The organism is Bradyrhizobium sp. Leo114, assembly GCF_055229415.2.
The window spans coordinates 120,904-145,223 of record NZ_JBUYEN020000003.1; the positions used below are offsets into that span (position 1 = coordinate 120,904).

The following is a 24,320-nucleotide window of genomic DNA, read 5'->3' on the forward strand; positions in this document are numbered from 1 at the left end:
TCAGGCGGAGTAGACACTGGCCGGCTCGGTCTCGTCAGGCAGCGGGAATTCGTCCACCATCCGTGCCAGTCTCAGCGAGACCTCGAGATTGGCACGAACCGCCGGCCGCCAGGCGTCCTCGACCGGCAGCCCCATCGCCGTTGCGACGGCGTCGATATAGTCATCCAGGTTGTCGGCAGCCATGACTCTCCCACCCGACGATCTCAACTCAACCACGATCCGATGACTTGGATCGAATCACAACCTCATCTGTTTTATCGAGCGCCGGGAAAGCCTGCGTGCCTGTTTTCTTTCCGGAGGCTGCTCAATGAACAGGCAACGGCGGATGCGGGATCGCCGTCAGCAGCTCCTTTGTATAAGCTTCCTGCGCATCGCCCAAGACCTTTTCGGAACTCCCCTGTTCGACGATCTTGCCGCTGCGCATCACGATGACGCGGTCGCACAACAGGCGCACGACGTTGAGATCGTGTGATACGAAAAGATAGCTCATCCCCATCGACTGCTTGAGATCCTGCAACAGGTTCAGCACCACCGCCTGCACCGAGACATCGAGCGCGGCCGTCGGCTCATCGAGGATGACAAGCTTTGGATGCAGCGCAATCGCCCGCGCGATGCCGACGCGCGCCTTCTGGCCGCCGGACAGTTGATGCGGGAAGCGGTCGAGGAGATTGACGGGAAGACCGACCAGCGTGGCGAGTTCCTCGCAGCGGGCCCGCAATGCGTCCCGTCCCCTGATGTCGCCGAGTTGCAGAAGCGGATCGGCGATCGCGCGCGCAGCGGTGAAGCGGGGATTGAGGCTGTCGGTCGGATCCTGGAACACCATCTGGATCCGGCTGCGCAGCGGCAATCGCGCAAAGGATGGCGGCTTGATCTCGCCGATTTCTTCACCGTCGAAGGCGATACGGCCGGAGGTCTGGTCCAGGAGCCGCATCACCATCATCGACGTGGTCGATTTGCCGCAGCCGGATTCGCCGACCAGGCCGACGCTCTCGCCACGGCCGACATGGAAACTGATGCCGTCGACGGCGCGGAACACCTCCTGCTCCACCGGCGGCTTGCGGCCGAACAATTTTGACAGCATCGCACCTGCGCCCTGGCGCGGATATTCCTTGACGAGCTTTTCGACGAGGAGGAGCGGCTCTGTCTTCTCGTCATCCCCGGGCTTGACCCGGGGGTCCATCCCTTCAGGAGAAGAGTTTTTCGAAGATCGATGGATGGCCGGGTCAAGCCCGGCCATGACGGAGTTAGCGTCGTCCTCCGGCAGCAGATCGCGCAGCGACACGCCGATCCGCGGCGTCGCGCGCATCAGCTTCTTGGTATAGGGATGCTCGGGCTTGGCGAAAATATCGGCCGACCTGGCGGTCTCGACCACGCGGCCTTTCTCCATCACCACGACGCGGTCGCAATAAGCGGCGGCGAGGCCAAGATCATGCGTGATCAGGATCGTCGACATCGAACGACGCTTCGTCAATTCGACGATCAGCTCCATCACCGCCTTCTGCGTGGTGACGTCGAGACCGGTGGTGGGCTCGTCCGCGATCAGGAGCTGCGGATTGCAGGCCAGCGCAAGCGCGATCACGACGCGCTGGCACATGCCCCCCGAAAGCTCGAACGGATAGGCGTGATAACGCTCGCGTGGCCGGGCGATCTTGACCTGCTCAAGCGCCTCGATCGCCTTCTCACCGCGATCGGCCACCGTCGACTGCTGAACGTGCTGACGCAGCACGTCCTCGATCTGGTCGCCGACTTTGCGGATCGGATTGAGCGCGGCGCGGGGGTTCTGGAAGATCATCGAGACCTCGCGGCCGCGCAGGTCGCGCATCTGCGTCTCGGTCGCGGCCTTGACGTCGATGCCGGAGAACATCACCGAGCCCTCGGCGATTTTTCCCGCGCGATCGAGGATGCGCATCACGGCGTAAGAGGTCACCGACTTGCCGGAGCCGGATTCGCCGACGATGCCGACGGTCTCGCCTTTTGCCACCGAAATATTGACATGCTGCACCGCCTTGACGATGCCACGCCGCGTGGTGAACTCGACTGTGAGGTCCTTGACGTCAAGCAGCGGCTGCGCGGTCATGACGAGCGCCTCATTCTCAGCTCGTCATGCGCGGGCTTGACCCGCGCATCCATCGGAAGGTCAACGCTGCGCTTCGCGCGATGGATTGCCGGGTCAAGCCCGGCAATGACGATCAACTGAAAGAGTGCGGCCATTACGTCCTCCGCTGCGGATCGACGATGTCGCGCAGGCCGTCGCCGAGCAGGTTGAAGCAGAACACGGCGATCATCAACGCGAGCCCAGGGAACAGCGCTATCCACCATTCGCCTGACACCATGAAGCCGGCGCCTTCGGCGACCATGATGCCCCATTCGGCGGTCGGCGGCCGGACGCCGAGGCCGATAAAGGAAAGGCCGGCAGCGTTCAGGATCGCGTAACCCATGGTGAGCGACATCTGCACGATCATGATCGGCATAATATTCGGGAGGATATGCACCAGCAGGATGCGGTATTCGCCATTGCCGGAGAGCCGCGCCGCCTGCACGAAGCCGGCATTGCGGCGGACATTGGCCTCGGCGCGGGCGACACGGGCATAGAGCGGGAAATTCACGATCGCGGTGGCGATGATGATGTTCTGCACGGTATTGCCGAGCGCAGCGACGATGCCCATCGCCAGCACGAACAGCGGGAATGCCATGATGGTGTCGGCGATGCGGCCGACGATGCGATCGGTCCAGCCGCCGAAATAACCGGCCGCGATGCCTGCGAGCCCGCCCATCAGGAACACCAGCACGACGGAAGCGACCGCGATGAAAGTATCGAGCCTGGTTGCCACGATGACGCGGCTAAAGATGTCGCGGCCCAATTGATCGGTGCCGAACCAGTGCGCCGCCGACGGCGGTTTCAGCGCCGCCGACGTATCACTCGCGAGCGGATCGTAAGGCACGACATAGGGGCCGAACAGCGCGGCGAACAGGATCAAGATCAGCAGCGCAAAGGCAAAGCCGGTGACCTTGTTCTCGCTGAGCACATAGCGCGCGTGCTCGAAGATGGCTGACAGCCCCGAGGTCCGCGCCGGACCGACGGGCTCAACGACAGGCGCAACGGTGCTCATGCTTCACCCCTACCCTTCCAGCCGCACACGCGGATCGATGACGCCGTAGAGAATGTCGATGACGAGATTGAGCAGCACATACATGACCGCCATGGTCAGCACGAAGCCCTGCACCGGCGCGAAGTCCGACGATATCAGCGCTTCCACCGCGTAGGAGCCGATGCCGGGCCAGGCGAACACTTTTTCGACCAGCACGTTGGCGCCGAGCAGGAACGAGAACACCATGCTGAGCGTGGTGATGACCGGCAGCATCGCGTTGCGGAAGGCGTAGGTGACGATCACGGTGCCTGGCGACAGGCCGCTGGCGCGCGCGGTGCGCACGAAGTCGGAGGCGAGCACCGCCAGCATCGAGGCGCGGGTCATGCGCGCGATCGGCGCCAGCGAGAAGATCGCAAGCGTCGTCGCCGGAAGGACGAGCTGGCTGAGCGCCGAGCGGAACGCTTCGAAATCGCGGGCGATCAGCGTGTCGATCAGATAGAAGCCGGTCACGGTCGGCGGCGCGCTGTAGAACACGTCGAGCCGCCCCAGCGGCGCCGGCGACCAGCCAAGCCGGAAATAGAAGACGTAGACCAACACGAGGCCGGTGAAGAACACCGGAAGCGAGACGCCTGCCGTCGTCGTGACGCGACAGAGATGGTCGATCCAGGAACCAGGGCGCGTCGCTGCGAGCACGCCGAGTGGGATCGCGATCGCGACCGACACCAAAAGGCCAAGCAGCGTCAATTCAGCGGACGCCGGCAGGCGATTGCGGAGTTCGGTCGCGACCGGCTGGCCGGTCGTGAGCGAGGTGCCGAAATCGCCATGAGCGAGATCGCTGGTGTAACGGAAGAACTGCTCGATCAGCGGCCGGTCGAAACCGAGTTTCTTGCGGATCTGCTCGACCGCCTCCTTGGTCGCGGCGGGACCGGCGAAATACGCGGCCGGATCGCCCGGCAGCGCGCGCGTCAGGAGGAAAGTGACAATGACGACCCCGATCAGACTCGGGATCGCGAACATCAGCCGCTTGCCAATCATCGTCAGCATGGGGAGCGCTCCGAGCTGGCGAATGGCGTGCTGGCGAATAGCGAATGGCGAGTAGCGAATGGATGTTCGCGGCCGTTGGTCACATTCGCTACTCCCTATTCGCTATTCGCCACTCACCATTCGCCCACTCACCCCTTCGCCATCGCGCGATAGTCTAGGCGGCGATGGAACCAGTACTGATAGCCGGAGATGTTCTTCTGCATCGCCACGTTGACGAACGGCTGATACAGCGGAATGCGCGGGATGTCGGTGAAGGCGAGATCGACGAAGCTTTTGACGTCGGCATCGTAGGCGGCAGCGTCGCCGAGCGCGGCAGCTTTGCGCGCGCCGTCGATGAACTTGTCCATCTCCGGCGACTTGTAGCTCATCGTGTTGAAGATCGAATTGTTGTCGTGATAGCACCAATAGAAGAAGTATTCGGGGTAATCGAGCCAGCCCGAGAATACATTGGTGAATAGCGGCATTTCCTTCTTGGTCAACTCGGTGCGCCAGTTGGCGCCGGGCACCTTGTTGATGGTGGTCTTGATGCCGATCTGCGCCAGGCTCTCCTGCACCAGCACGCAGAGCGGCTCGTTGACGCCTGCGAAATTGAGGTCGAACGAGATCGTGGTCTCAAAGCCGTTCGGATAGCCGGCCTCCGCCATCAGCGCCTTGGCCTTCTCGATATCGGTGTAATATTTGTGCGGCTGCGGCCAGGCGACTTCGGTCGGCTTGTCCTTCGCGCCGAACATCGGATTGGCGAGCCCGAACAGCACGGCATCGATGATCTTCTGATAGGGAATGGCGTAAGCCACCGCCTGACGGACTTTCAGATTGTCGAACGGCGGCTTGGTGACGTTCATGCCGATATACTGGATGCCGTTGGAGAACGGCAGCGACACCACGTCGAGCTTGCCGTTCGCCTTCATCTCCTGGAAATCCTTGAACGGCAGCTCGTAGGAGATGTCGGCATCGCCGCGCTCGAGCAGCGCGCGACGATTGCCGGCCTGCGGCACCATGCGCCAGATCACGCGCTTGATCTTCGGCACAGGGCCGCCGATCCAGGCGTCGTTGCGCTCCATGATCACCTCAGTACCCGCGGTCCACTTCGTAACCTTGTAGGCGCCGGAGCCGGCGGTCTGCTGCTTGGTGTATTCGAGGCCCCAGGGGTCCTTTTCGGACGCGTTCTTCTTGACCAGTTCCGAATTGACGACGCAGGGCACGATCACGGCGAGATCTGGAATCGTGAGGCGGTCCTTGGTGGCGAAATCGACCCGCACCGTGGAGTCATCGACGATGACGAACTGCTCGGGCTTGGTCAGCGAGCCCGCGCTCATCTGGAAGGTCGGGAAGCCGCCGACGCTGACCGCGCGATCGAGCGACCATTTGACGTCCTTTGCCGTCACCGGCGTGCCGTCGTGGAATTTGGCGTTCTTCTTCAGTTTGAAGGTGACGGACATGTCGCCGACATTCATGTCGTCGGCGAGTTCGCCCTTGAACTTGTCGCGGTCGTAATAGGGTACGCCGCCCGGGCCGCTCTTCATCTCGTGGGTGATCAGGCGATCATAGCAATTCCACGACACTTCATAGCCGGGCACATTGGTGCCGACGCCATGGATATCGAGATTGTTCGGGCCGCCCTCGGAGACGATCAGAAGCGTCTCCGAGCGCGCATCGGCCTTGGCGGGCGACCAGATCGCCGGTGCAGGCACCATCGCGCTTGCGGCCAATCCGGATACGGATCTGAGGAAATCGCGACGTTTCATGGGTGATGCTCCAACGCCCCTGGGAAATGGCGAGGAACAGGTTCGCAAGGTTTGTGCCAAGCCTTAACGGAGCGTTGGCGCAGACCCAAGGCATTGATAACGCTTCGGAATATCGAGAGAAGCAGGGTCAAACGCTCCAATTGGCAGACACCACGTTGCATACAAACCAGTGTTTTTGCCTATTGATTAGGCGGATATTTTTGAACGCCCGATTATTAGGCGAGTCACTTTTACGTGGCCCAAATCAGTTCCTGCAGTTGCAGGAGATCGTCAGCCTTCGCTTGCCAGCCCTCGATGCAGATGTGCCGGTTGAGGTCGCTTGCGCGGTGCAACAGCATCAAGGCCATCAGCCGCCGCTTCAGCGTGAAATCGATGTCGCTGCGGGAATATCCAAAGCCTTCGAGCAGGCTCAGCACGCGGCCCGGCCGGCCCGCGGCCATGAATGCGCCGGGGCCGAGCAGATCGTAGTCGCGCCATCCCGCCAGCACATCGCCGAAATCGATCAATCCGCAAAGGTGCCAGCGGCCGCTCCGCTGCGTCAACATGAAGTTTTGCGGGATGTATTCGCCGGTGAGGATGACCGGCGGTTCGTGCATCGGGATCAACTCGGCGGCGTCGCGCAAGAGATCACCGAGCCCGTCGAGGAATTTTCGCGCCAGCCCCAGCCGCTCGTGCCTGGCACGACAACCTTCCATCTGGCTCCGCATGAACACGTTCCAGCGTGGCTCGATGTCAAGCAGCGGGCCCGGCGGCGCGCGCTGAACATCGGCAATGGTCTCGCCGATCTCGGCGAGCACGCGCTCCTTGTCCGCTTCGGGCAGCGAGGGCCACACCTCCGCACCTAGGATACCCGACACGCGCGTGATGATGAGATAGGGCCAGCGGTCGCGCTCGCCTTCGGCGACGATCTCCGGAATCGGAATCTTGAGCCGTCCGCGAAGCTGCGCGAGCGATCCGCGCTCGGATACGAACTGCGCCCGCAGCAGCGGTGGGAATAACTTCAGGATGAGATCATCACCGAGTCCGACGACGAGGTTGGTGCCGGTCGTGAAGACGTGAGGCGGCGTGGACGCAATTCCGTGACTGCGGGCGATATCCATCGCGACCGGCAGCCAGCGCGATGGGTCAGCACGCCAGGCGCGAAAGGCTTCGTAATCGGGGAAGGTGGGCAGTGGCATCGTCATTCGCAGAACCGTAGCCCGGATGGAGCGCAGCGTAATCCGGGGCAATGCCGCGAACAGATACAGACATCCCGGATTGCGCTGCGCTCCATCCGGGCTACGATCCCTTACCTGTCCGGATTGGCGCGCTCGAACTGGCGCAGCAGCCGGTTACCGCGTTCGACGGCCAGATCGAGCGCGGCCTGCGGCGACTGCTTGCCGGAAAAGGCCTGCTCGAGCTCCTCCTCGATGACGCCGCGGATCAGCACGAAGGAGCCGAGCCGGATACCTTTCGAATTCTCAGTCGGCGGCTTCAGCGTCAGTTGCTCGATCCCGATCGCCGCGCCGGGGTTGTGGTCGTAGAAGCCCTGCGAGCGGGTGAGCTCATAAGCTGCGCGGGTGATCGGCAGATAGCCTGTCGCCTGGTGCCAGGCGGCCTGCACCTCGGGCTTCGATAGATAGGCGAAGAACTTCGCAACCCCGGCATATTCCGGCCGCGGGCGATCGCGCAGCACCCATAGCGTGGCGCCGCCGATGATGCTGTTCTGCGGCGCGCCGGCGACATCAGGCCAATAGGGCAGCATGCCGTAGCCGACCTCGAATTTCGAGTTGGCCTTGATATCGGCGCTGGTGCCGGACGAGCCGATGAAAATGCCGCATTCGCCCTTCTGGAAGCGCGGCTCGGCCGACTGCCCGCGGCCGCTATAGTCGAACACCTTGGTGGCTTGCCATTCCACGAGCTGGGCGATGTGCTTCACCATCAGCGGATTGTTGAAGATGAGCTCCGCATCAAGCCCGCCGAAGCCGTTGGATTTGGTCGCGATCGGCACATTGTGAAAGGCGGAGAAATTCTCGACATTGATCCAGGACGGCCACGACGTGGTGAATCCGCACGGAGCACCCGCCGCGCGCAGCCGCTTTGCCGCCGCACCGAGCTCGGGCCAGGTCTTCGGCGCCACCTCGGGATCGAGGCCGGCGGCGCGAAACAGATCCTTGTTGTAATAGAGGATCAGCGTCGAGGCGTTGAACGGAAACGACAGCAGATTGCCGCTGAGATCGGCGTAATAGCTGGTCACGGTCGGCAGATAGGCCGACGGCAGGAACGGCTCGGACTGATCGCGCATCAGCTCGAACACCGGATAGATCGCGCCGCGAGCCGCCATCATGGTGGCGGTGGCGATCTCGTTGACCTGGACGATGGCGGGCTGGCTGCGCGAGCGGAAGGCGAAGATCGCCGCCGTGACCGTCTCGGTATAGTTGCCCTTGTAGCTCGGCACGATCCGGTAGTCGGACTGGGACGCGTTGAAATCGGCAGCGAGCTTCTCGACCTGCTTGCCGAGTTCTCCCGACATCGCGTGCCACCACATGATCTCGGTCGCGGCATGCGCTGGAGATCCGAGGAGAGTGGTCGCAAGCGCCGCTGGGTATAGGAATCTCATAAACAATGTCACGGTGCGCCAATCCAGGCTTTCGCGCTTGAGAAGCAAAATGACTTTTGCCCCTGATTAAGGCTGCATCGTTACGGTTGCAATCCGACAATGCGTCGGAATGGCCGATTAACCGTAGATCGTCGGATAGCTATCTTTCAGGCTTCTGCTAAAACGTATTGAACCTTTTCTTCCTGCCACAGACCATATCACAAGGGGATTTGTAGCCTGTGTACCGCCGCGCCGGCCTTTCGCGGACCATGACGCTTGTTATCGCGCTGCTGCTGACGGCGGTCGCAACGGGTGCGGCTGCGCGCGAGTTTCGGGCGTCCGATACCCAGAGCGAGGACTATCCGACCGTCCAGGCGTTGCGTTACATGGGCAGCCTGGTGGAGGAGCGAAGCGGTGGCCGTCATCATGTGCGGGTGTTTCATTCGCGGCAGCTTGGCGAGGAAAAAGAAACGCTGGAGCAGACGCGGGCGGGTGCGATCGACATCAACCGCACCAATGTGGCGCTGATCGGCACCATGGTGCCCGCGGCCAACGTGCTGGCGCTGCCCTTCCTGTTCCGCTCGGTCGAACATTTGCAGAAGGTGCTGGATGGCCCCATCGGCAACGAGATCCTTAACTCATTCGAGGCCTACGGATTCGTCGGCTTGGCCTTCTATGATTCAGGCGCGCGCTCGATCTACAACAGCGCTCGTCCGATCCGTTCGCTCGACGACTTCAAGGGCCTGCGGATTCGGGTCCAGCAGTCGCAGCAGATGTCGGACATGATCCGCGCGCTCGGCGCCGAACCGATTGAACTGCCCTACGGTCAGGTGAAGACCGGACTTGCCACCGGATTGATCGACGGCGCCGAGAACAACTGGCCGTCTTTCATCACCGCCGATCACTACAAGTTCGCAGGCTTCTATACGCTGACAGAACATACGATGAGCCCGGAAGTGCTGGTGATGTCGCAAAAGGCGTGGGCGAGCCTGTCGGTCGAAGACCAGGCGCTTTTCCGCGAAGCCGCGAAGCGCTCCAGCACCTTCATGCGCGAGAAGTGGAAGGACCTCGACGAGCGCTCGCGCCAGCGCGCGGAAGCCGCGGGCGTGAAGATCGTCAGCGATTTCGACCGCGGGCCGTTCGAGGCGGCGATGGCAGGGCTCTATGCCAAAGCGCAGCGCGACGGCGCGATCGCGTCATTGATCGCGCGCATCCGCAAGGTGGAGTGAAGCAAGCTTGGCAACACCCGCACAGGATGGAGCAGTGGGACGGCAGGCGAGCCTCGCCGCGCGCGGCCGCGTGCAGATCGTCCAGATGCTGCGGGCGGTGCCGATCCGCTGGCGCATCCTGTCGATCGCGCTGTTGAACTCGGCGGTCGTGGTGGTGCTGGCGGCGTTGATCTGGAACGGCGCCACCGTGCTTCGCTCGGCGTGGGAGGATGTCCGGCAGGTCCGGGAGTCCGACAAGATCCTGGCCAAGCTCGAGACCGAGACCAGCCGGCTGCAGAACCTGATCCACCGCTACATCAACCAGCCGAGCCCGGAGCTTTTCGCCGAGATCCTGCTGCTCCGCGAAGCCGTGCTCGGCACGCTGACCACGCGCGCCGCCACCGATCCGATGCTGTCGGGGTCGGTGGAGCAGCTCGAGCGCGTCACCAGCCGCTTCCTGGACGGCTTCGGCGAATTGCGCGCCGTGCAGGCAAAGATCACCAAGACCTATGAGGAGCAGGTGCTCGGGCCGGCCAAGGACATGGCCGGTCTCTACTCCATCATCGAAGGCGCCACCGGCCATCGCGACGCGCTGATCTGGCCATCGCTCGGCAAATCCCGCGAGGCTTTCACCGCGATGCTGGTGGCGGCGAACGCCTATTATCTGTCGCTCTCGAGCGCATCCGCCGAAGAGGCCCGCCGCAACACCGAGACGATCGAGAAGACGATCCCGGTCATGATCGACCTCGCCGACAACGACCTGCAGCGCCTGGCGCTGGCGCGGCTCAACAAGCGAACCGAAGCGTTGCGCGAGGGATTGGGCAAGTTGACCGAGCAGCTCGCCAGCCGCACCGAGCTGCTCCGCAACACCATCGACGCCAGCCAGGCCGACGCCATCGGCGTCATCGACGATCTCTCGATCAACATGCGCCAGCGCGAGCAGAAGGCGCAGGAGACCTTCGACCGGACGCTGTCGGACATTTCGCGCCGCGTGCTCTCGATCGCGGTGATCTTCCTCGGCATCATCGTTTCCGCGGGCGTCCTGATCGCGCTCTCGATCCGCCTGCCGCTGCAGCAGATCATGGCCTCGATGCACGCCATCACGTCGGGCAGTTACGATCGCCACGTGCTGGGCACCGATGCCAAGGACGAGGTCGGCGCGATGGCGCGCGCGGTGGAAGTGTTCCGCGAGAACGCGATCGCCAAGCGCCAGGCCGAGGACGAATTGCGCGCCGCCAAGGAACGGGCGGAGAGCGCGCTGCTCGAACTCAATACGGCGCAGCAGAACCTGATCGATGCCGAGCGGCTGGCGGCGCTCGGCGGTCTTGTCGCCGGTGTCGCCCATGAGGTGAACAACCCTATCGGCATCAGCCTGACGGTGGCCTCGAGCTTCGCGCGCCGCACCGAGATATTCGAGCACGAGCTGAAATCGGACCAGCTCCGCCGCTCCAAGCTCGACGAATTCGTGAAAAGCTCGCGCGATGCCGCGCAGCAGCTCGTCGCCAACCTGCAGCGTGCGGGCGAACTGATCCAGTCATTCAAGCAGGTGGCGGTCGACCGCTCACATGCCGAGCGCCGCCAGTTTTCCTTGAGCGAAGCGACCGACCAGATCGTCGCCAGCCTGCGGCCGGTGCTGAAGAAAGCCGCGATCGCCCTCACCGTCGACGTGCCGGAAGGCCTGATAATCGACGGCTATCCCGGTTCCTACGGACAAATTTTAACTAATCTTTTCGTTAACGCCGTCAATCATGCGTTCGCCGACCGGCGATCGGGGACGATCACGATTTCAGCGCGGGCCCGCGGCAGCGACGACATCGAGATCATCTTCGCCGACAACGGCGCCGGCATGACGCCGGACGTGCAGCGCCAGGCGTTCGATCCATTCTTCACCACGCGGCGCAACGAAGGCGGCACCGGGCTGGGCTTGCATATTGTCTATAATCTTGTCACCCAGCAGCTCGGCGGTCGCATGGTGCTGGAGTCAAGGGTGGGACAAGGCACCACTTTTCGCATTATCATGCCGAGAATCGCCAAGGGGCAGCCTACGGGCGAGCCCACGATCGCGGACCAAGCCAATGACGGAACTGCTCAATGGCCGAACAGGACGATGTCCTCCACCTGATCGACGACACCGGGCTCGCACCGGAAGATTCGTCCGCACGCAAATGGAAAGTGGCAGTCATCGACGACGATGCTGCAGTGCATGAAGGGACCCGCTTCGCGCTGTCCGACTACAGCCTGAACGGGGCCACCCTGGAAATCCTGTCGGCCTATTCTGCGGCGGAAGGTCGCAAGCTGATGCGGGAGCATCCGGACATCGCCGCCGTGCTGCTCGACGTCATCATGGAGACCGACGTCGCAGGGCTCGAGCTCGTCGAATATATCCGCAACGAGATCAAGAACGAGACCGTCCGCATCATCCTGCGCACCGGACAGCCGGGACAGGCGCCGGAGCGGCGCGTGATCGTCCAATACGACATCAACGACTACAAGGCCAAGACCGAGCTCACCGCCGACAAGCTGTTCACCTCGTTGACGGCGGCGCTGCGCAGCTATCAGCAGCTCGAGCGCATGGTGCAGACAAGGCGCGGGCTCGAGATCATCATCGACGCCGCCTCCACGCTCTACGACTTCAAATCGATGCAGCGGCTTGCCGAGGGCGTGCTGACCCAGCTCGCCTCGCTGCTCAATGTCGAGTGCGCCGGCATCCTTGTGCTGCGCGATGACGGCGCGGGCAGCGAATTGTCAGTGCTGGCAGGCTCCGGCTGCTACAGCCGTTTCATCGGCACCACCAGCTCGAAATCGCTCGATCCTGATCTGCGCGAGATGGTGGAAGCCGCCTTCCAGCGTCGCAAGAACGAATTCGCCGACCACCGCAGCGTGCTCTATTTGCGCACCGGCAGCGGCCGCGAAGTCGTGGTGCTGTTGCAGGCGGAGCGCCAGCTCTCCGACACCGACCGTGCGCTGGTCGAGATCTTCAGTAGCCGCCTCTCGATCGCGTTCGACAACGTGATCCTTTACCAGCAGCTTCATGAGGCCAACACGCAGCTCGAGGACCGCGTCGCCCAGCGCACCCGGGCACTGATGCAGGCCAACCGCCGGCTTTCGGCGCAATGGCTGAGATTGCAGCGTGCCAACGGCTTCAAGAACGAGATCCTGGGCACGGTTGCCCATGACCTCAAGAACCCGCTCGGCGTGATCCTCGGCCGCACCGAGATGCTGACCGAATTGATCGGCGCCGGCTCGCCAAAGGAGGCGGTCGCGACCCAGGTCGAGCACATCAGGGATGCCACCAAGCGCCTGACGTCGATGGTCGATCATCTGATCTCGGATGCGATGGCCGACGCCTTCGACATCACCATCCGCCGCGAACCGGTCGATGTCGCGGCTCTTATCAACGAGGTCGCCGAAGCGAACCTGCCGCTGGCAGTCAACAAGCAGCAGAGCATCTCGGTCTCCGCACCGCCGAATTTCGTGACCATGTGCGATGCCGACCGCATTCGCGAGGCAATCGACAATCTGGTCAGCAATGCCATCAAATACTCACCAATCGGCGGCAAGATCACGGTGATCGTCACCCATGAGGGCGACAACACGGTGATCCGGATCGCCGACGAGGGCGCCGGCCTCTCGCCGGAGGATTTGGGTCGCCTGTTCGGCAGGTTCCAGCGCCTGTCAGCCAAGCCGACAGCAGGGGAGAGTTCGACCGGGTTAGGACTTTCGATCGTCAAGCGCATCATCGACATGCATGGCGGCCATGTAACGGCACAGAGTCCCGGGCCCGGACAAGGCTCGATCTTTACGGTTACATTGCCTGCTACAGCAGAGACATCATGACCCAGAGCCCGCACATCATCATTGTCGATGACGAGGCACCGGCCCGCGAAATGGTCGGTGATTATCTCAAGATGCACGGCTTTGGCGTGACGCTGTGCGACGGCGGAAAGAGCCTGCGCAGCGTGATCGAGACCAACCATCCCGACCTCGTGGTGCTCGATCTCAACATGCCCGAGGAAGACGGGCTGTCGATCATCCGCGATCTCAAGAGCCGGATGAATGTGCCGGTCATCATGCTGACGGCGACCGCGAGCCCGATCGACCGCGTGGTCGGGCTTGAGCTCGGGGCCGACGATTACGTGGCAAAACCCTGCGAGCTGCGCGAATTGATGGCGCGGATCCGCTCGGTCCTGCGGCGGAGCACGCCGGCCAAAGCGGCAGCGCCAGAGGCGACGGCCGCCAAGACCGAGAAGGAACAATTGGTCCGCTTCGGCACCAAATGGCTCGACCTGCAGGCGCAGGCGCTGCGCGACGACGAGGGGAACGAGCATCCGCTGACGGCATCCGAATTCGGGCTGTTGAAGGTGTTCGCGGCCAATCCGAAACGGGTGCTGTCGCGCGAGCGGCTGCTCGAACTGGCCAATGCGCGCGACGCCGAAGCCTTCGACCGCGCCGTCGACCTCCGGATCATGCGCATCCGCCGCAAGATCGAAATCGATCCGACCAAGCCCGCGGTCATCCGCACCATCCGCGGCGGCGGCTATCTGTTCTCACCGAGCGGCGAAAAGGCCTGATCTTCACCGCCCGCCCAATGCTGGGGGCGGGAGAACGTATCAACGAGCCGTTCGGTTTCGCCCTATCCGCAACCTCCCCGCCATTTTCCTCGCATTGAAATTACTAGCATTTTTGCCCCGAATGTTTCGTCGCCCGCCCCCCGACGAAACAATTCTCCTACGGATGAAACCATTTTCCGCTTTTCGCGCAGACATCCCGAAACCGTGGCTCATTAACAATTCTCCCAACGAAAGCCGCCAAGGCGAACTGGGAGCCTGTCATGTCGAACGTCGTCGCCATCAACGCTGCAGCCAACGATCATATCGCCGCTGCACGCCAGACATCCGACGAAATGCTGCTCGGCAAGATCGCCATAGGCGACCGGACAGCCATGCACGTGCTCTATTCCCGCCACAACGTCCGAGTCTACCGTTTTGTCCTGCGCATGGTCCGCGACACCACGGTGGCGGAAGATCTCGTGAGCCAGGTGTTCCTGGACGTCTGGCGCACCGCCGACCAGTTCGAAGGCCGCTCGCAGGTTTCCACCTGGCTGTTGTCGATCGCCCGCTTCAAGGCGTTGACCGCGCTGCGCCAGCGCCGGCACGAGGATATCGAGCAGGAAGAAGTGCTCGAGATCGTCGACGACGCCGACACGCCGGAAGCCGCGCTCGACCGCGCCTCGACCAGCGAGATCCTGCGCGCCTGCGTCGCGAAGCTGTCGCCGGCGCATCGCGAGATCATCAACCTCGTCTATTATCACGAGAAGTCAGTGGAAGAGGCCGGTGCGATCATCGGCATTCCCCAGAGCACGGTGAAGACCCGCATGTTCTATGCCCGCAAGCAGCTCGCCGAATTGCTGAGGTGCGCCGGCGTGGAAAGCCTCGCGGCGTGAAGGAGCGATCCGGAATGTCGTAAGGAAGGCCGGAAATTGTACGGATCGTCTTCGGAGCCAGAGGGCGGCCACGAAACAATTGAAACAATCGACGACATCACCCGGAAAAGCTCAGCCTGTATACGTTAACCATCGAACGCAACGCCAACGCCGAACAGGAGAACGACATGCTGAAGCCGTCCTTCCGCTTCTTCATCATCCCGCTCGGCGCAGTGGCTACGCTTGCAACGCTGTCGAGCCAGAATGTCGCCCCGCGCGCGCAGCGCGATGCCGGTGCAACGCCAGTGCGCGAGCAGGTTATCGATTGCAGCACCAAGAGCGCCGCGGAAGTCTGCGAGATCAGATAGCGAGTTCTTACATCTTCAAGTTCTAACCTCCCAAGACGACCTCCAACGACCCGGCCGGGATGCCCCCCAGCCGGGTCGCTCTGCTTTTGTGGCTCGTACAATCACCGTGGAAGCCTCACACAGACGTGACCACATCCGAATAAGGCAGACGTAACGTCTGATCTTGTCTTCGCGAACAACATCACACTGCCGGCTCAGGCATTGGGCGTGGCCGGGTTGTGACGGACGATCGTGATGTTGAATCTTGTTCTGGCGCTGCTCGCAGGTGTCGTTACCGTCGCGGCGCCTTGCACCCTGCCGATGCTGCCGATCCTGCTTGGGGGATCGATAGGCCAGACCAGCAAGGCGCGGCCGGCGATGATCGCGCTCGGCTTTGTGATGTCGTTCTCGATGGTGGCGTTGCTGCTGAGCGCGATCACCCGCGCCTTCGATTTCGATCCCAACGTGCTGCGAACCGGCGCCGCGATCCTGTTGCTCGGCTTCGGGCTATTGATGATCTGGCCCGCGCCGTTCGAATGGCTGACGATCCGGATTTCCGGGCTCACCGCGGGCGGTTCGCCGGGCAATGCAACACCATCGCAAAGCCTGATCGGCGGCTTCGTGCTCGGCACGACACTCGGGCTGGTATGGACGCCCTGCGCCGGGCCCGTGCTGGGCTCGATCCTGACCATTGTCGCGACGTCGAAAGATACCGGCTGGGCCAGCTTGCAGCTTGTCGTCTACGCCGTCGGGGCGGCGCTTCCGATGCTCGCCATCGCCTACGGCGGTCAGGCCGTCACGACCCGCATCCGCAGCATTGCGCGGATCGCGCCGCGACTGCAGCAGGGCTTTGGCGTCGTCATCATCGCGTTCGCGGCCCTCTCCTACTTCCAATACGACACGCTGATCGTGGCGTGGCTGACCAGCTTCTATCCCAACGGCCAGATCGGCCTTTGACCTCAAAGGAAATCACCATGATCCTGCGTTCACTTATATCCGCGCTGATCGGCACCGTTTGCCTGACCGGCATGACCGCTCCCCATATCGCTCGTGCGCAGGAGCCCGCGGCGAAGGTCACGGCGGCGCAACAGAGCGCGCCAAATTTTGCCGGCATCACCAAATGGTTCAACTCGCAGCCGCTCGACATCGCTGACCTGCGCGGCAAAGTCGTGCTGGTCGACTTCTGGACCTATGGCTGCGTGAACTGCGTCAACACGCTGCCCCACGTCGTTGCGCTCGACGCCAAGTACAGGAATCGAGGTCTCGTCGTGATTGGCGTCCATACGCCGGAATTTCCGTTCGAACGCTCAGCGTCCAACGTCCAGGCCGCGCTGAAACGGCACGGCATCACCTATCCGGTGGCGCAGGACAATGAGTCGCAGACCTGGAATGCCTACCGCAACCAGTATTGGCCCGCGCAGTACATCATCGACCAGAATGGACATATCGTATTCCATCACGACGGCGAGGGACAGTACGAGCAGATTGACCGCACCGTCGCCCGGCTGCTCAACGCCAACAGTTGAGCGCTTCTGCGACAACCAAAGTACTATCGTCAAACCCGGCGCGCCAGGTCCGCGCCAGGTCCGCGCCGGGTCGCTCCCTCTGCCTTGGTCATATTGACATGTTTTCACTACGATCGGACGCGTGATAACCTCACGTCGTAATTCACGATGGGTAGCGTGTCATGTTCGAAGGCTGGGATGCGGTTGCGCTCGCCCGGGCGCAGTTTGCTTTCACGATGTCGTTTCACATCATATTCCCGGCTTTCTCGATCGGGCTCGCCAGCTACCTCGCGGTGCTCGAAGCGCTCTGGCTCTGGACCGGGCGCGAGGTCTTCATCAATCTGTTTCACTACTGGCTGAAGATCTTCGCGGTCGCATTCGGCATGGGCGTGGTGTCGGGCATCGTGATGTCCTACCAGTTCGGCACCAACTGGTCGGCCTTCTCCGACAAGACCGGGCCCGTCATCGGACCGCTGATGGCCTATGAGGTCCTGACCGCGTTTTTCCTTGAAGCAGGCTTCCTCGGCGTGATGCTGTTCGGATTGAACCGCGTCGGTCCCAGGCTGCACTTTCTCGCCACGTTGATGGTCGCGATCGGCACGCTGATCTCGGCATTCTGGATCCTCTCGTCCAATTCCTGGATGCAGACGCCGACCGGCTACGCGATCAATGCGAGCGGCCAGTTCGTGGCGGCCGACTGGCTCAAGGTGGTCTTCAACCCCTCCTTCCCCTATCGCCTCGTGCACATGGTGCTCGCGGCCTATCTGACCACCGCGCTCGTGGTCGGCGCGGTCGGCGCCTATCATCTGCTGCGTGACCAGCATCTCGCCGGCCCACGCGTGATGTTCTCGATGGCGATGTGGATGGCGACTTTCGTGGCGCCAATCCAGATCCTGGCCGGGGACCAGCACGGGCTGAACACGCTGGAGCATCAGCCCGTGAAGATCATGGCGATGGAAGGCCACTACCAGAGCCACAAGGACGGCGCGCCGCTGATCCTGTTCGGATGGCCCAACCAGACGGCCGGCCGGGTCGACTTCGCCGTCGAGATACCCAAGCTCGGATCAGTGATCCTGAAGCATTCGCCGACCGCGCCGATGGACGGGCTCGACACCGTGCCGCGCGAAAACTGGCCGCCGGTACCGATCACCTTCTGGTCGTTCCGCATCATGGTCGGGCTCGGCTTCCTGATGATGGGGCTCGGCCTGCTCAGCGCGTGGATGCGCTGGCGCGGTCAGCTCTATTCCTCGCGCTTTCTGCACGGCTTCGCAATGCTGATGGGGCCGGCGGGCTTCATCGCGGTGCTGGCGGGCTGGATCACCACCGAGACCGGGCGGCAGCCATTCACGGTCTATGGCCTGCTGCGGACGGCCGACTCCGCTTCCCCGCTCGCTGCGCCTGCGGTCGGCTCCTCGCTGCTCGCTTTCGTCATCGTCTATTTCGCGGTGTTCACGGCGGGCGTGATCTATCTGCTGCGGCTGATGGCGGCGCCGCCGCATCCCGGCGAAGCGGGACCGCCGCGTGACGTTCCCGCCCGCGCCGCCGGCATCACCCCGGCCGCCGCCGCGGCAACAGAGGTCGCGTCATGAGCGGCGCGGTCGACCTTGCCACGGTCTGGGCCTTCATCATCGCCTTCGCGGTGTTCGTCTACATCGTCATGGACGGCTTCGATCTCGGCCTTGGCATCCTGTTTCCGCTGTTTCCAAGGAAGGCGGATCGCGACATCATCATGAACAGCGTGGCGCCGGTCTGGGACGGCAACGAGACCTGGCTGGTGCTCGGCGGCGGCGGGCTGATGGCGGCGTTCCCACTCGCCTATGCCGTGCTGATGCCGGCGCTCTATACGCCCGTTATCGCGATGCTGGTCGGCTTGATCTTCCGCGGGGTCGCCTTCGAATTCCGCTGGCGCACCACGCAAAGGGAACGCAACCGCTGGGACAGCGCCTTTTTCGGCGGGTCACTGGTCGCGGCGCTGGCCCAGGGCGTTGCGCTCGGCGCCATCCTGCAGGGTGTGCATGTCGAGGCCCGCCAATATGCCGGCGGCTGGTGGGACTGGCTGACGCCGTTCAGCGTGCTGACCGGCATATCGGTGTTGGTGGGTTACGCGCTGTTGGGCGCGACCTGGCTGGTGATGAAGACCGAGGGCGCGCTGCGCGACAAGGCCTATCAATTGAGTTGGGCGTTACTGTTCGCGATGCTCGGTGCGATCGTCGCCGTCAGCCTCGCAACCCCGTTCCTCAGCGTGCAATATACCCAGCGCTGGTTCACCTGGCCGAACATCATCCTGACCGCGCCGGTGCCGCTCGCGGTGGCGGCCGTCACCGCGCTGCTATTGCGCAGCCTTGCGAACAAATATGACTACCAGCCGTTCTTCCTGACGCTGGCGTTGTTCTTGCTGTCCTATGCCGGCCTCGGCATCAGCATGTATCCCTATATCGTGCCGCAGAGCATCACGATCTGGGAGGCGGCCTCGCCTGCCAACAGCCAGATCTTCATGTTGGTCGGCGTCGCGATCCTGATTCCGCTGATCCTCGCCTACACGGGTTGGGCATATTGGGTGTTTCGCGGCAAGGTGCGGCCCGGCAGCGGGTATCACTGATGCCGCACGAGGAGAATCCACGCCCGCTCGCGAAGCGCCTGATGTGGTTCGCCGCGCTTTGGCTCAGCGGCGTCGGCACCGTGGCGTTGATTTCGTTCGGCCTGCGGCTCTGGATCGCACCACAATAAGACCGCTGCACTACAGGGTCATGACGGAAATCGCAGGTATTCCAGCGAGCTATCTCCTCCGCCCCAAACTTGCCATCAAGCTGCCACTGAGATTTGATGCTTCCTGATTTGGGTGGAGCATCAATGCATTTGGCCGCGGGCCAACGAGGAGACCTTTGTATGACGAAACTTCGTCAACTCATCTGGATGGTCATTGCGGCAGGCGGCCTGATGCTTTCGGCCTCGCAAAGCCAGGCCCAGGCGCCCGATGTCGGCGATCAGCCAGGCCTTGTCCCCGACGATAATGTCGAGCTCGATCCGGAGTGGCGCAAGCAGGTGGTCTACTACCGCACCAACGAGGCACCGGGAACCATCATCATTTCGACCAAGGAGCGTCATCTCTACCTGATCCAGGGCAACGGCCGCGCGATCCGTTACGGTATCGGCGTCGGCCGTGAAGGCTTCCAGTGGCAGGGTCTCCTGAACATCACCCGTAAAGCGGAATGGCCGGACTGGACGCCGCCGCCGGAAATGATCGCACGCCAACCCTACCTGCCGCGCTTCATGGCCGGCGGCCCCGGCAACCCGCTCGGCGCTCGCGCGATGTATCTCGGCACCACCGTCTACCGCATCCACGGCACCAACCAGCCCAACACCATCGGCACCGCGATCTCCTCCGGCTGCTTCCGGCTGGTCAACGCCGACGTCGCCGATCTCTATGATCGCGTCCCGGTCGGCACCAAGGTCATCGTCCGGCAGAAGCCCGAACTGTAACTGCCCGCCCGCTTTTCCCTTCCTGACACCTACACCTGGTGAGAAATAAATAATGAAGCGCACATTTCGAGGCGGCCTGCTGATCGGGCTCGCGGTTGCGGTGCTGGTCGGCGCCGCCGCCATCGCCTATGAGCGATACGACACCAAGACCTTGAAGCGTACCATCCGCCGCGGCGAAGTGCTGTGCGGCGTCAACAAGGGCCTGCCGGGCTTCTCGATCCCCGACGAGAAGGGCAACTGGACCGGCTTCGACGTCGATTTCTGCCGCGCGGTGGCGGCCGCGATCTTCGACGATCCGTCCAAGGCGAAATTCATCCCGCTCGATGCCAGCGAGCGCTTCAAGGAGTTGCAGAGCCGGAAGGTGGACATCCTCTCGCGCAACTCGACCTGGAGCATGTCGCGCGAGACCAATTACGACCTCTATTTCCCCGCCGTCGCCTATTATGACGGCGAAGGCTTCATGCTGCCGCGCTCGCGCAACATCGACTCCGCACTCGACTTGAACGGCAGCAAGGTCTGCGTGCAGGGGGAGACCACGACGCAGCTCAACCTCGCCGACTATTTCCGTCTCAACAATATGAAATTTACGGAGATGAAGTTCGGAAAGCTCGAGGATGTCGTCAAAGCCTATGACAGCGGGCAGTGCGACACCATCACCGCCGATGCCTCGCAGCTCTATGCGCTCAGGCTCAACCTCTCCAAGCCCAACGATCACGTCATCCTGCCCGACATCATCTCCAAGGAGCCGCTCGCGCCCGTGGTGCGGCTGCGCGACGACGACTGGATGATGATCGTGAAATGGACGCTGTATGCGATGATCAACGCCGAGGAGCTCGGCATCACGTCGAAGAACATCGATGAGGCGCTGAAATCGAAGAAGCCCGAGGTGATGCGGCTGGTCGGCACCGAAGGCTCCTATGGCGAGGACCTCGGCCTGACCAAGGACTGGGCCGCCCGCATCATCCGCCACGTCGGCAACTACGGCGAGATCTACGACCGCAATGTCGGCAGCGAGTCGAAGCTGAAGATCCCGCGCGGCCTCAACCAGCTCTGGAACGCCGGCGGCATCCAATATGCGCCTCCGATCCGGTAAAGGTCTCGCACGCCGTCATTGCGAGCTTCCGAACCGCATCGACGTCTCGCGCTTCCCTTCTCCCCTTGTGGGAGAAGGTGGCGCGAAGCGCCGGATGAGGGGTTGCCTCCGCGAACGTCGGCGTGCGTCGAGAGAGACCCCTCACCCAAGCGTATCAGTTGCTGACGGCGGAGCAGCCCTCTCCCACAAGGGGCGAGGGCACATCAACGCGCACCGAAGCATTGGCTCCCACCCTCATTGCAATGAGGGTAACTCCATCAATACCCCTTCGCCCTCGCCAACTGATCGGCGTGGAAATTGCTGTCGCCGAACAATTCCTGGCAGACGCGGGCGCGCTTCATGAAGAAGCCGATGTCGAACTGATCGGTCATGCCCATGCCGCCATGCATCTGCACGCCTTCCTGCACCGCGAGCGTTGCCGTGGTGCCAGCGCGCGCTTTTGCAACTGCGACCGCGCTGCCGGCATTGGCGGCATCGGCATCGAGCGCCTGCAACGCCTTCAGCACCGCTGCGCGCGTGATCTCGATATCGATATAGAGCTGGGCGGCCCGGTGCTGCAGCGCCTGGAATTCGCCGATCGGCTTGCCGAACTGCTTCCGCTCCTTCAGGTAAGCGACGGTGCGGCCGAACACCTCCTCGCTCAGGCCGACCATTTCCGCCGCGACCGCGCCGCGGCCGATATTGAGCACGCCTTCGAGCAGCGGATAACCCTGATCAACCTCCCCTAATACGCTGTCGGCGTTGACCTCGACATTATCGAACACAATGCGCGCAGCGTTGTGCGAGTCCACCATGATGGTGCGCTCGGTCGCAATTCCCTTTGCCTTGGGATCGACCAGGAACAGCGTCACCCCGTTGCTCTCCCCGGCGCTGCCGGCCGTGCGGGCCGCGACGATCAACAGACCCGCGGTGTGGCCGTCGACGACCAGCGCCTTGTCGCCATTCAGCTTGAAGCCGTTGCCGCTGCGTACCGCCTGTATGCTGGTCTGCAGCGGGCGATGCTTGGCGCCCTCGTCGACCGCGAGCGCGGCCAGCAGCGAGCCGTCGGAGATCTTGGGCAGATGCTGCGCTTTCTGCGCCTCGCTGCCGCCGCGCGACAGCGCCGAGGCGGCGAGGACGGACGTGGCAAGGAACGGCGACGGCATCAGCGTGCGCCCGATCTCCTCCATCACGATCCCGGCCTCGACCGCGCCGAGCCCGCTGCCGCCGAATTGTTCTGATACCAACAGGCCGGAGAAGCCCATCTCGGCAAAGGTCTTCCAGAGCTCGCGCGAGAAGCCGGTTTCGTCCTTGCTGTCGCGCAATTGGCGCAAATGCGAGACCGGCGCCTTGTCGCTGATGAGGCCGCGCGCGCTGTCGCGCAGCATGGATTGTTCTTCGGTGAGGATGAGGGCCATAGACTGAATCCGAAAACCTGAGACGATGAATGTTTCCGTTGCACTCCTCCCCCTGCAAGGGGGAGGTTGGGTGGGGGTCTGCCGCTTGCTCCGTGTCTGTGGCTGACCCTCACCCGTCGCGCTCTGGCGCGCAAGTGCGCTGCCGAGCGCGCCGACCTCTCCCTTTCAGGGAGAGGTGAAGTTAAGCTCCCGGCAGGTCGAGGATGCGCTTGGCGACGATGCCGAGCATCACCTCCGACGTGCCGCCTTCGATCGAATTGGCCTTGGTGCGCAGCCAGGCGCGCGGCCGCGCGCCGCCGCGGGAGCGCTCGCTTTCCCATTCCAGCGCATCGATGCCGCCGGCCGACATCAGGATCTCGTAGCGGCGCTTGTTGAGCTCGGTGCCGTAATATTTCATCGCCGAGGAAAATGCCGGATGCGCCTGCCCCGCTTTGGCGAGATCAACCGCGCGCTCGGCGGCCGCAGCGAGTGCTGCTTCATCGATTTCGAAGCTCGCAATCTGGCTGCGCAGCACCGCGTCGTCCAGCCGTCCCTGCGCGTCGGCACCGATGGAATCAGCCGCGATCTGGCCGAGCGGACGGCCGACGCCGCGCTCGCCCATCCCCGAGATCATCGCGCGCTCGTGCTGCAGCAGATATTTTGCAACGTCCCAGCCGCGGTTGATGGTGCCGACAACATGCGACTTCGGCACCCGCACATTGTCGAAGAAGGTCTCGCAGAACGGCGAATAGCCTGAGATCAACAGGATCGGCTTGGTCGACACGCCCTTCGAGGTCATGTCGAACAGGATGAAGCTGATGCCGTCATGCTTCTTCGCAGCGGGATCGGTGCGCACCAGGCAGAAGATCCAATCCGCATAGTTGGCATAGGAGGTCCAGATCTTCTGGCCGTTGATGATGAAATCATCGCCGTCGCTGTCGGCCCGCGTCTGCAGCGAGGCGAGGTCGGAGCCGGCGTTCGGCTCGGAATAGCCCTGACACCAGCGGATCAGGCCGGCCGTGATCTTGGGCAGATGCTCTCTCTTCTGCTCCTCCGTGCCGTATTTGAGGAGCGCCGGCCCGAGCATGGAGATGCCGAACGAGGTCAGCGGCTGCCGCGCGCCGATCGCCGTCATCTCCTGGCGCAGGATCTTGGCTTCCTCACCATCGAGCCCACCGCCGCCATAGTCCTTCGGCCAATGCGGCACCGTCCAGCCCTTGTCGCGCATCCGCTCGAACCAGACCCGCTGCGGCTCGGAGGAGAACTTTGCATTACGGCCGCCCCAGAACGTGTCACCGTCCGAGGTCATGGGCTTGCGCATCTCCGGCGGGCAGTTCTGCTCCAGCCAGGCGCGGGTTTCGCTGCGGAATTTCTCAAGATCGGCCATGGCGCGTTTCCATCTGACGAATTGTTGAAACGACCTTAGCCGCCGG

General features: G+C 62.9%; 22 protein-coding genes. 13 read left to right on the top strand and 9 right to left on the bottom strand.

From position 1 onward, the window contains the following. From ACZIRK_RS04845 to ugpB, 7 genes are all read right to left on the bottom strand, one after another. Positions 1 to 183, bottom strand: coding sequence for a DUF4089 domain-containing protein (locus ACZIRK_RS04845; protein ID WP_130226656.1), 183 nt, complete (start codon positions 181 to 183; stop codon positions 1 to 3). 121 nt (positions 184 to 304) lie between these two features. Then, a complete protein-coding gene (locus ACZIRK_RS04850) occupies positions 305 to 2,077 on the bottom strand; it encodes a dipeptide ABC transporter ATP-binding protein (RefSeq protein WP_130226657.1) in 1,773 nt (590 codons plus the stop codon). Between the two features lie 133 nt (positions 2,078 to 2,210). Then, positions 2,211 to 3,110, bottom strand: a complete 900-nt coding sequence (locus tag ACZIRK_RS04855) for an ABC transporter permease (RefSeq protein WP_463327025.1) — start codon at positions 3,108 to 3,110, stop codon at positions 2,211 to 2,213. Positions 3,111 to 3,119: 9 nt separating this feature from the next. Beyond that, complete coding sequence (locus ACZIRK_RS04860) at positions 3,120 to 4,133, bottom strand: ABC transporter permease (protein ID WP_028163415.1); 1,014 nt, start codon at positions 4,131 to 4,133, stop codon at positions 3,120 to 3,122. A gap of 128 nt (positions 4,134 to 4,261) precedes the next feature. Further along, positions 4,262 to 5,878 (bottom strand): ABC transporter substrate-binding protein, encoded by a 1,617-nt coding sequence (locus ACZIRK_RS04865; RefSeq protein ID WP_463327026.1) that lies wholly within the window; start codon positions 5,876 to 5,878, stop codon positions 4,262 to 4,264. Between the two features lie 230 nt (positions 5,879 to 6,108). Further along, a complete protein-coding gene (locus ACZIRK_RS04870) occupies positions 6,109 to 7,062 on the bottom strand; it encodes an aminoglycoside phosphotransferase family protein (RefSeq protein WP_463327027.1) in 954 nt (317 codons plus the stop codon). A 104-nt stretch (positions 7,063 to 7,166) separates the two neighbouring features. Further along, positions 7,167 to 8,477 carry a sn-glycerol-3-phosphate ABC transporter substrate-binding protein UgpB gene (gene ugpB, locus ACZIRK_RS04875; protein WP_130226662.1) on the bottom strand — a complete coding sequence of 437 codons (1,311 nt, stop codon included), beginning with the start codon at positions 8,475 to 8,477 and terminating at the stop codon, positions 7,167 to 7,169. 248 nt (positions 8,478 to 8,725) lie between these two features. Between ugpB and ACZIRK_RS04880 the strand changes: the two genes are divergently transcribed. From ACZIRK_RS04880 to ACZIRK_RS04940, 13 genes are all read left to right on the top strand, one after another. After that, complete coding sequence (locus ACZIRK_RS04880; protein WP_051396679.1) at positions 8,726 to 9,685, top strand: TRAP transporter substrate-binding protein; 960 nt, start codon at positions 8,726 to 8,728, stop codon at positions 9,683 to 9,685. A gap of 85 nt (positions 9,686 to 9,770) precedes the next feature. Beyond that, on the top strand, positions 9,771 to 11,786 hold the full coding sequence (locus ACZIRK_RS04885) for a sensor histidine kinase (RefSeq protein WP_463327068.1): 2,016 nt from the start codon (positions 9,771 to 9,773) through the stop codon (positions 11,784 to 11,786). Further along, positions 11,756 to 13,501, top strand: a complete 1,746-nt coding sequence (locus ACZIRK_RS04890) for an ATP-binding response regulator (RefSeq protein ID WP_130226663.1) — start codon at positions 11,756 to 11,758, stop codon at positions 13,499 to 13,501. Before ACZIRK_RS04885 ends, ACZIRK_RS04890 begins: the two co-directional genes overlap by 31 nt. Beyond that, positions 13,498 to 14,235 (top strand): response regulator, encoded by a 738-nt coding sequence (locus tag ACZIRK_RS04895; protein ID WP_130226664.1) that lies wholly within the window; start codon positions 13,498 to 13,500, stop codon positions 14,233 to 14,235. Before ACZIRK_RS04890 ends, ACZIRK_RS04895 begins: the two co-directional genes overlap by 4 nt. 260 nt (positions 14,236 to 14,495) lie before the next feature. Beyond that, entirely contained in the window at positions 14,496 to 15,107 is a 612-nt protein-coding gene (locus tag ACZIRK_RS04900) for a sigma-70 family RNA polymerase sigma factor (protein ID WP_130226665.1), read from the top strand. A gap of 167 nt (positions 15,108 to 15,274) precedes the next feature. Continuing rightward, the gene (locus ACZIRK_RS04905; protein ID WP_130226666.1) at positions 15,275 to 15,454 is read left to right on the top strand and encodes a hypothetical protein; all 180 of its coding nucleotides are present in this window, start codon (positions 15,275 to 15,277) and stop codon (positions 15,452 to 15,454) included. Positions 15,455 to 15,688: 234 nt separating this feature from the next. After that, on the top strand, positions 15,689 to 16,390 hold the full coding sequence (locus tag ACZIRK_RS04910; RefSeq protein WP_130226667.1) for a cytochrome c biogenesis CcdA family protein: 702 nt from the start codon (positions 15,689 to 15,691) through the stop codon (positions 16,388 to 16,390). 11 nt (positions 16,391 to 16,401) lie between these two features. Continuing rightward, positions 16,402 to 16,959 (top strand): thioredoxin family protein, encoded by a 558-nt coding sequence (locus ACZIRK_RS04915; protein ID WP_130226682.1) that lies wholly within the window; start codon positions 16,402 to 16,404, stop codon positions 16,957 to 16,959. Positions 16,960 to 17,120: 161 nt separating this feature from the next. Further along, positions 17,121 to 18,527: a cytochrome ubiquinol oxidase subunit I gene (locus ACZIRK_RS04920; RefSeq protein ID WP_130226668.1), complete on the top strand. Its 1,407-nt coding sequence runs from the start codon at positions 17,121 to 17,123 to the stop codon at positions 18,525 to 18,527. Further along, positions 18,524 to 19,537: a cytochrome d ubiquinol oxidase subunit II gene (gene cydB / locus ACZIRK_RS04925; RefSeq protein WP_130226669.1), complete on the top strand. Its 1,014-nt coding sequence runs from the start codon at positions 18,524 to 18,526 to the stop codon at positions 19,535 to 19,537. The genes ACZIRK_RS04920 and cydB overlap by 4 nt, the downstream gene beginning before the upstream one ends. Then, a complete protein-coding gene (locus ACZIRK_RS04930; protein WP_130226670.1) occupies positions 19,537 to 19,665 on the top strand; it encodes a DUF2474 domain-containing protein in 129 nt (42 codons plus the stop codon). The genes cydB and ACZIRK_RS04930 overlap by 1 nt, the downstream gene beginning before the upstream one ends. A gap of 159 nt (positions 19,666 to 19,824) precedes the next feature. Beyond that, positions 19,825 to 20,418, top strand: a complete 594-nt coding sequence (locus tag ACZIRK_RS04935) for a L,D-transpeptidase (protein ID WP_130226671.1) — start codon at positions 19,825 to 19,827, stop codon at positions 20,416 to 20,418. Positions 20,419 to 20,470: 52 nt separating this feature from the next. Continuing rightward, complete coding sequence (locus ACZIRK_RS04940; RefSeq protein ID WP_130226672.1) at positions 20,471 to 21,511, top strand: amino acid ABC transporter substrate-binding protein; 1,041 nt, start codon at positions 20,471 to 20,473, stop codon at positions 21,509 to 21,511. A gap of 257 nt (positions 21,512 to 21,768) precedes the next feature. Here ACZIRK_RS04940 and ACZIRK_RS04945 read toward each other — a convergent pair whose 3' ends face one another. Both ACZIRK_RS04945 and ACZIRK_RS04950 read right to left on the bottom strand, forming a co-directional pair. Beyond that, the gene (locus ACZIRK_RS04945; protein ID WP_130226673.1) at positions 21,769 to 22,908 is read right to left on the bottom strand and encodes an acyl-CoA dehydrogenase family protein; all 1,140 of its coding nucleotides are present in this window, start codon (positions 22,906 to 22,908) and stop codon (positions 21,769 to 21,771) included. Positions 22,909 to 23,089: 181 nt separating this feature from the next. Next, positions 23,090 to 24,274, bottom strand: a complete 1,185-nt coding sequence (locus ACZIRK_RS04950; protein ID WP_130226674.1) for an acyl-CoA dehydrogenase family protein — start codon at positions 24,272 to 24,274, stop codon at positions 23,090 to 23,092. Positions 24,275 to 24,320: the final 46 nt, after the last annotated feature.

What these genes read in the sequence shown, in the direction of transcription:
- ACZIRK_RS04905 (WP_130226666.1), top strand. Translation starts at nt 15,275, where the DNA reads ATGCTGAAGCCGTCCTTCCGCTTCTTCATCATCCCGCTCGGCGCAGTG.
- ACZIRK_RS04880 (WP_051396679.1), top strand. Translation starts at nt 8,726, where the DNA reads ATGACGCTTGTTATCGCGCTGCTGCTGACGGCGGTCGCAACGGGTGCG.
- ACZIRK_RS04895 (WP_130226664.1), top strand. Translation starts at nt 13,498, where the DNA reads ATGACCCAGAGCCCGCACATCATCATTGTCGATGACGAGGCACCGGCC.
- ACZIRK_RS04845 (WP_130226656.1), bottom strand. Translation starts at nt 183, where the DNA reads ATGGCTGCCGACAACCTGGATGACTATATCGACGCCGTCGCAACGGCG.
- ACZIRK_RS04935 (WP_130226671.1), top strand. Translation starts at nt 19,825, where the DNA reads ATGACGAAACTTCGTCAACTCATCTGGATGGTCATTGCGGCAGGCGGC.
- ACZIRK_RS04865 (WP_463327026.1), bottom strand. Translation starts at nt 5,878, where the DNA reads ATGAAACGTCGCGATTTCCTCAGATCCGTATCCGGATTGGCCGCAAGC.
- ACZIRK_RS04900 (WP_130226665.1), top strand. Translation starts at nt 14,496, where the DNA reads ATGTCGAACGTCGTCGCCATCAACGCTGCAGCCAACGATCATATCGCC.
- ACZIRK_RS04855 (WP_463327025.1), bottom strand. Translation starts at nt 3,110, where the DNA reads ATGAGCACCGTTGCGCCTGTCGTTGAGCCCGTCGGTCCGGCGCGGACC.
- ACZIRK_RS04885 (WP_463327068.1), top strand. Translation starts at nt 9,771, where the DNA reads ATGCTGCGGGCGGTGCCGATCCGCTGGCGCATCCTGTCGATCGCGCTG.
- ACZIRK_RS04945 (WP_130226673.1), bottom strand. Translation starts at nt 22,908, where the DNA reads ATGGCCCTCATCCTCACCGAAGAACAATCCATGCTGCGCGACAGCGCG.
- ACZIRK_RS04870 (WP_463327027.1), bottom strand. Translation starts at nt 7,062, where the DNA reads ATGACGATGCCACTGCCCACCTTCCCCGATTACGAAGCCTTTCGCGCC.
- ACZIRK_RS04890 (WP_130226663.1), top strand. Translation starts at nt 11,756, where the DNA reads ATGGCCGAACAGGACGATGTCCTCCACCTGATCGACGACACCGGGCTC.
- ACZIRK_RS04930 (WP_130226670.1), top strand. Translation starts at nt 19,537, where the DNA reads ATGCCGCACGAGGAGAATCCACGCCCGCTCGCGAAGCGCCTGATGTGG.
- ACZIRK_RS04850 (WP_130226657.1), bottom strand. Translation starts at nt 2,077, where the DNA reads ATGACCGCGCAGCCGCTGCTTGACGTCAAGGACCTCACAGTCGAGTTC.
- cydB (WP_130226669.1), top strand. Translation starts at nt 18,524, where the DNA reads ATGAGCGGCGCGGTCGACCTTGCCACGGTCTGGGCCTTCATCATCGCC.
- ACZIRK_RS04920 (WP_130226668.1), top strand. Translation starts at nt 17,121, where the DNA reads ATGTTCGAAGGCTGGGATGCGGTTGCGCTCGCCCGGGCGCAGTTTGCT.
- ACZIRK_RS04910 (WP_130226667.1), top strand. Translation starts at nt 15,689, where the DNA reads ATGTTGAATCTTGTTCTGGCGCTGCTCGCAGGTGTCGTTACCGTCGCG.
- ACZIRK_RS04940 (WP_130226672.1), top strand. Translation starts at nt 20,471, where the DNA reads ATGAAGCGCACATTTCGAGGCGGCCTGCTGATCGGGCTCGCGGTTGCG.
- ACZIRK_RS04860 (WP_028163415.1), bottom strand. Translation starts at nt 4,133, where the DNA reads ATGCTGACGATGATTGGCAAGCGGCTGATGTTCGCGATCCCGAGTCTG.
- ugpB (WP_130226662.1), bottom strand. Translation starts at nt 8,477, where the DNA reads ATGAGATTCCTATACCCAGCGGCGCTTGCGACCACTCTCCTCGGATCT.
- ACZIRK_RS04950 (WP_130226674.1), bottom strand. Translation starts at nt 24,274, where the DNA reads ATGGCCGATCTTGAGAAATTCCGCAGCGAAACCCGCGCCTGGCTGGAG.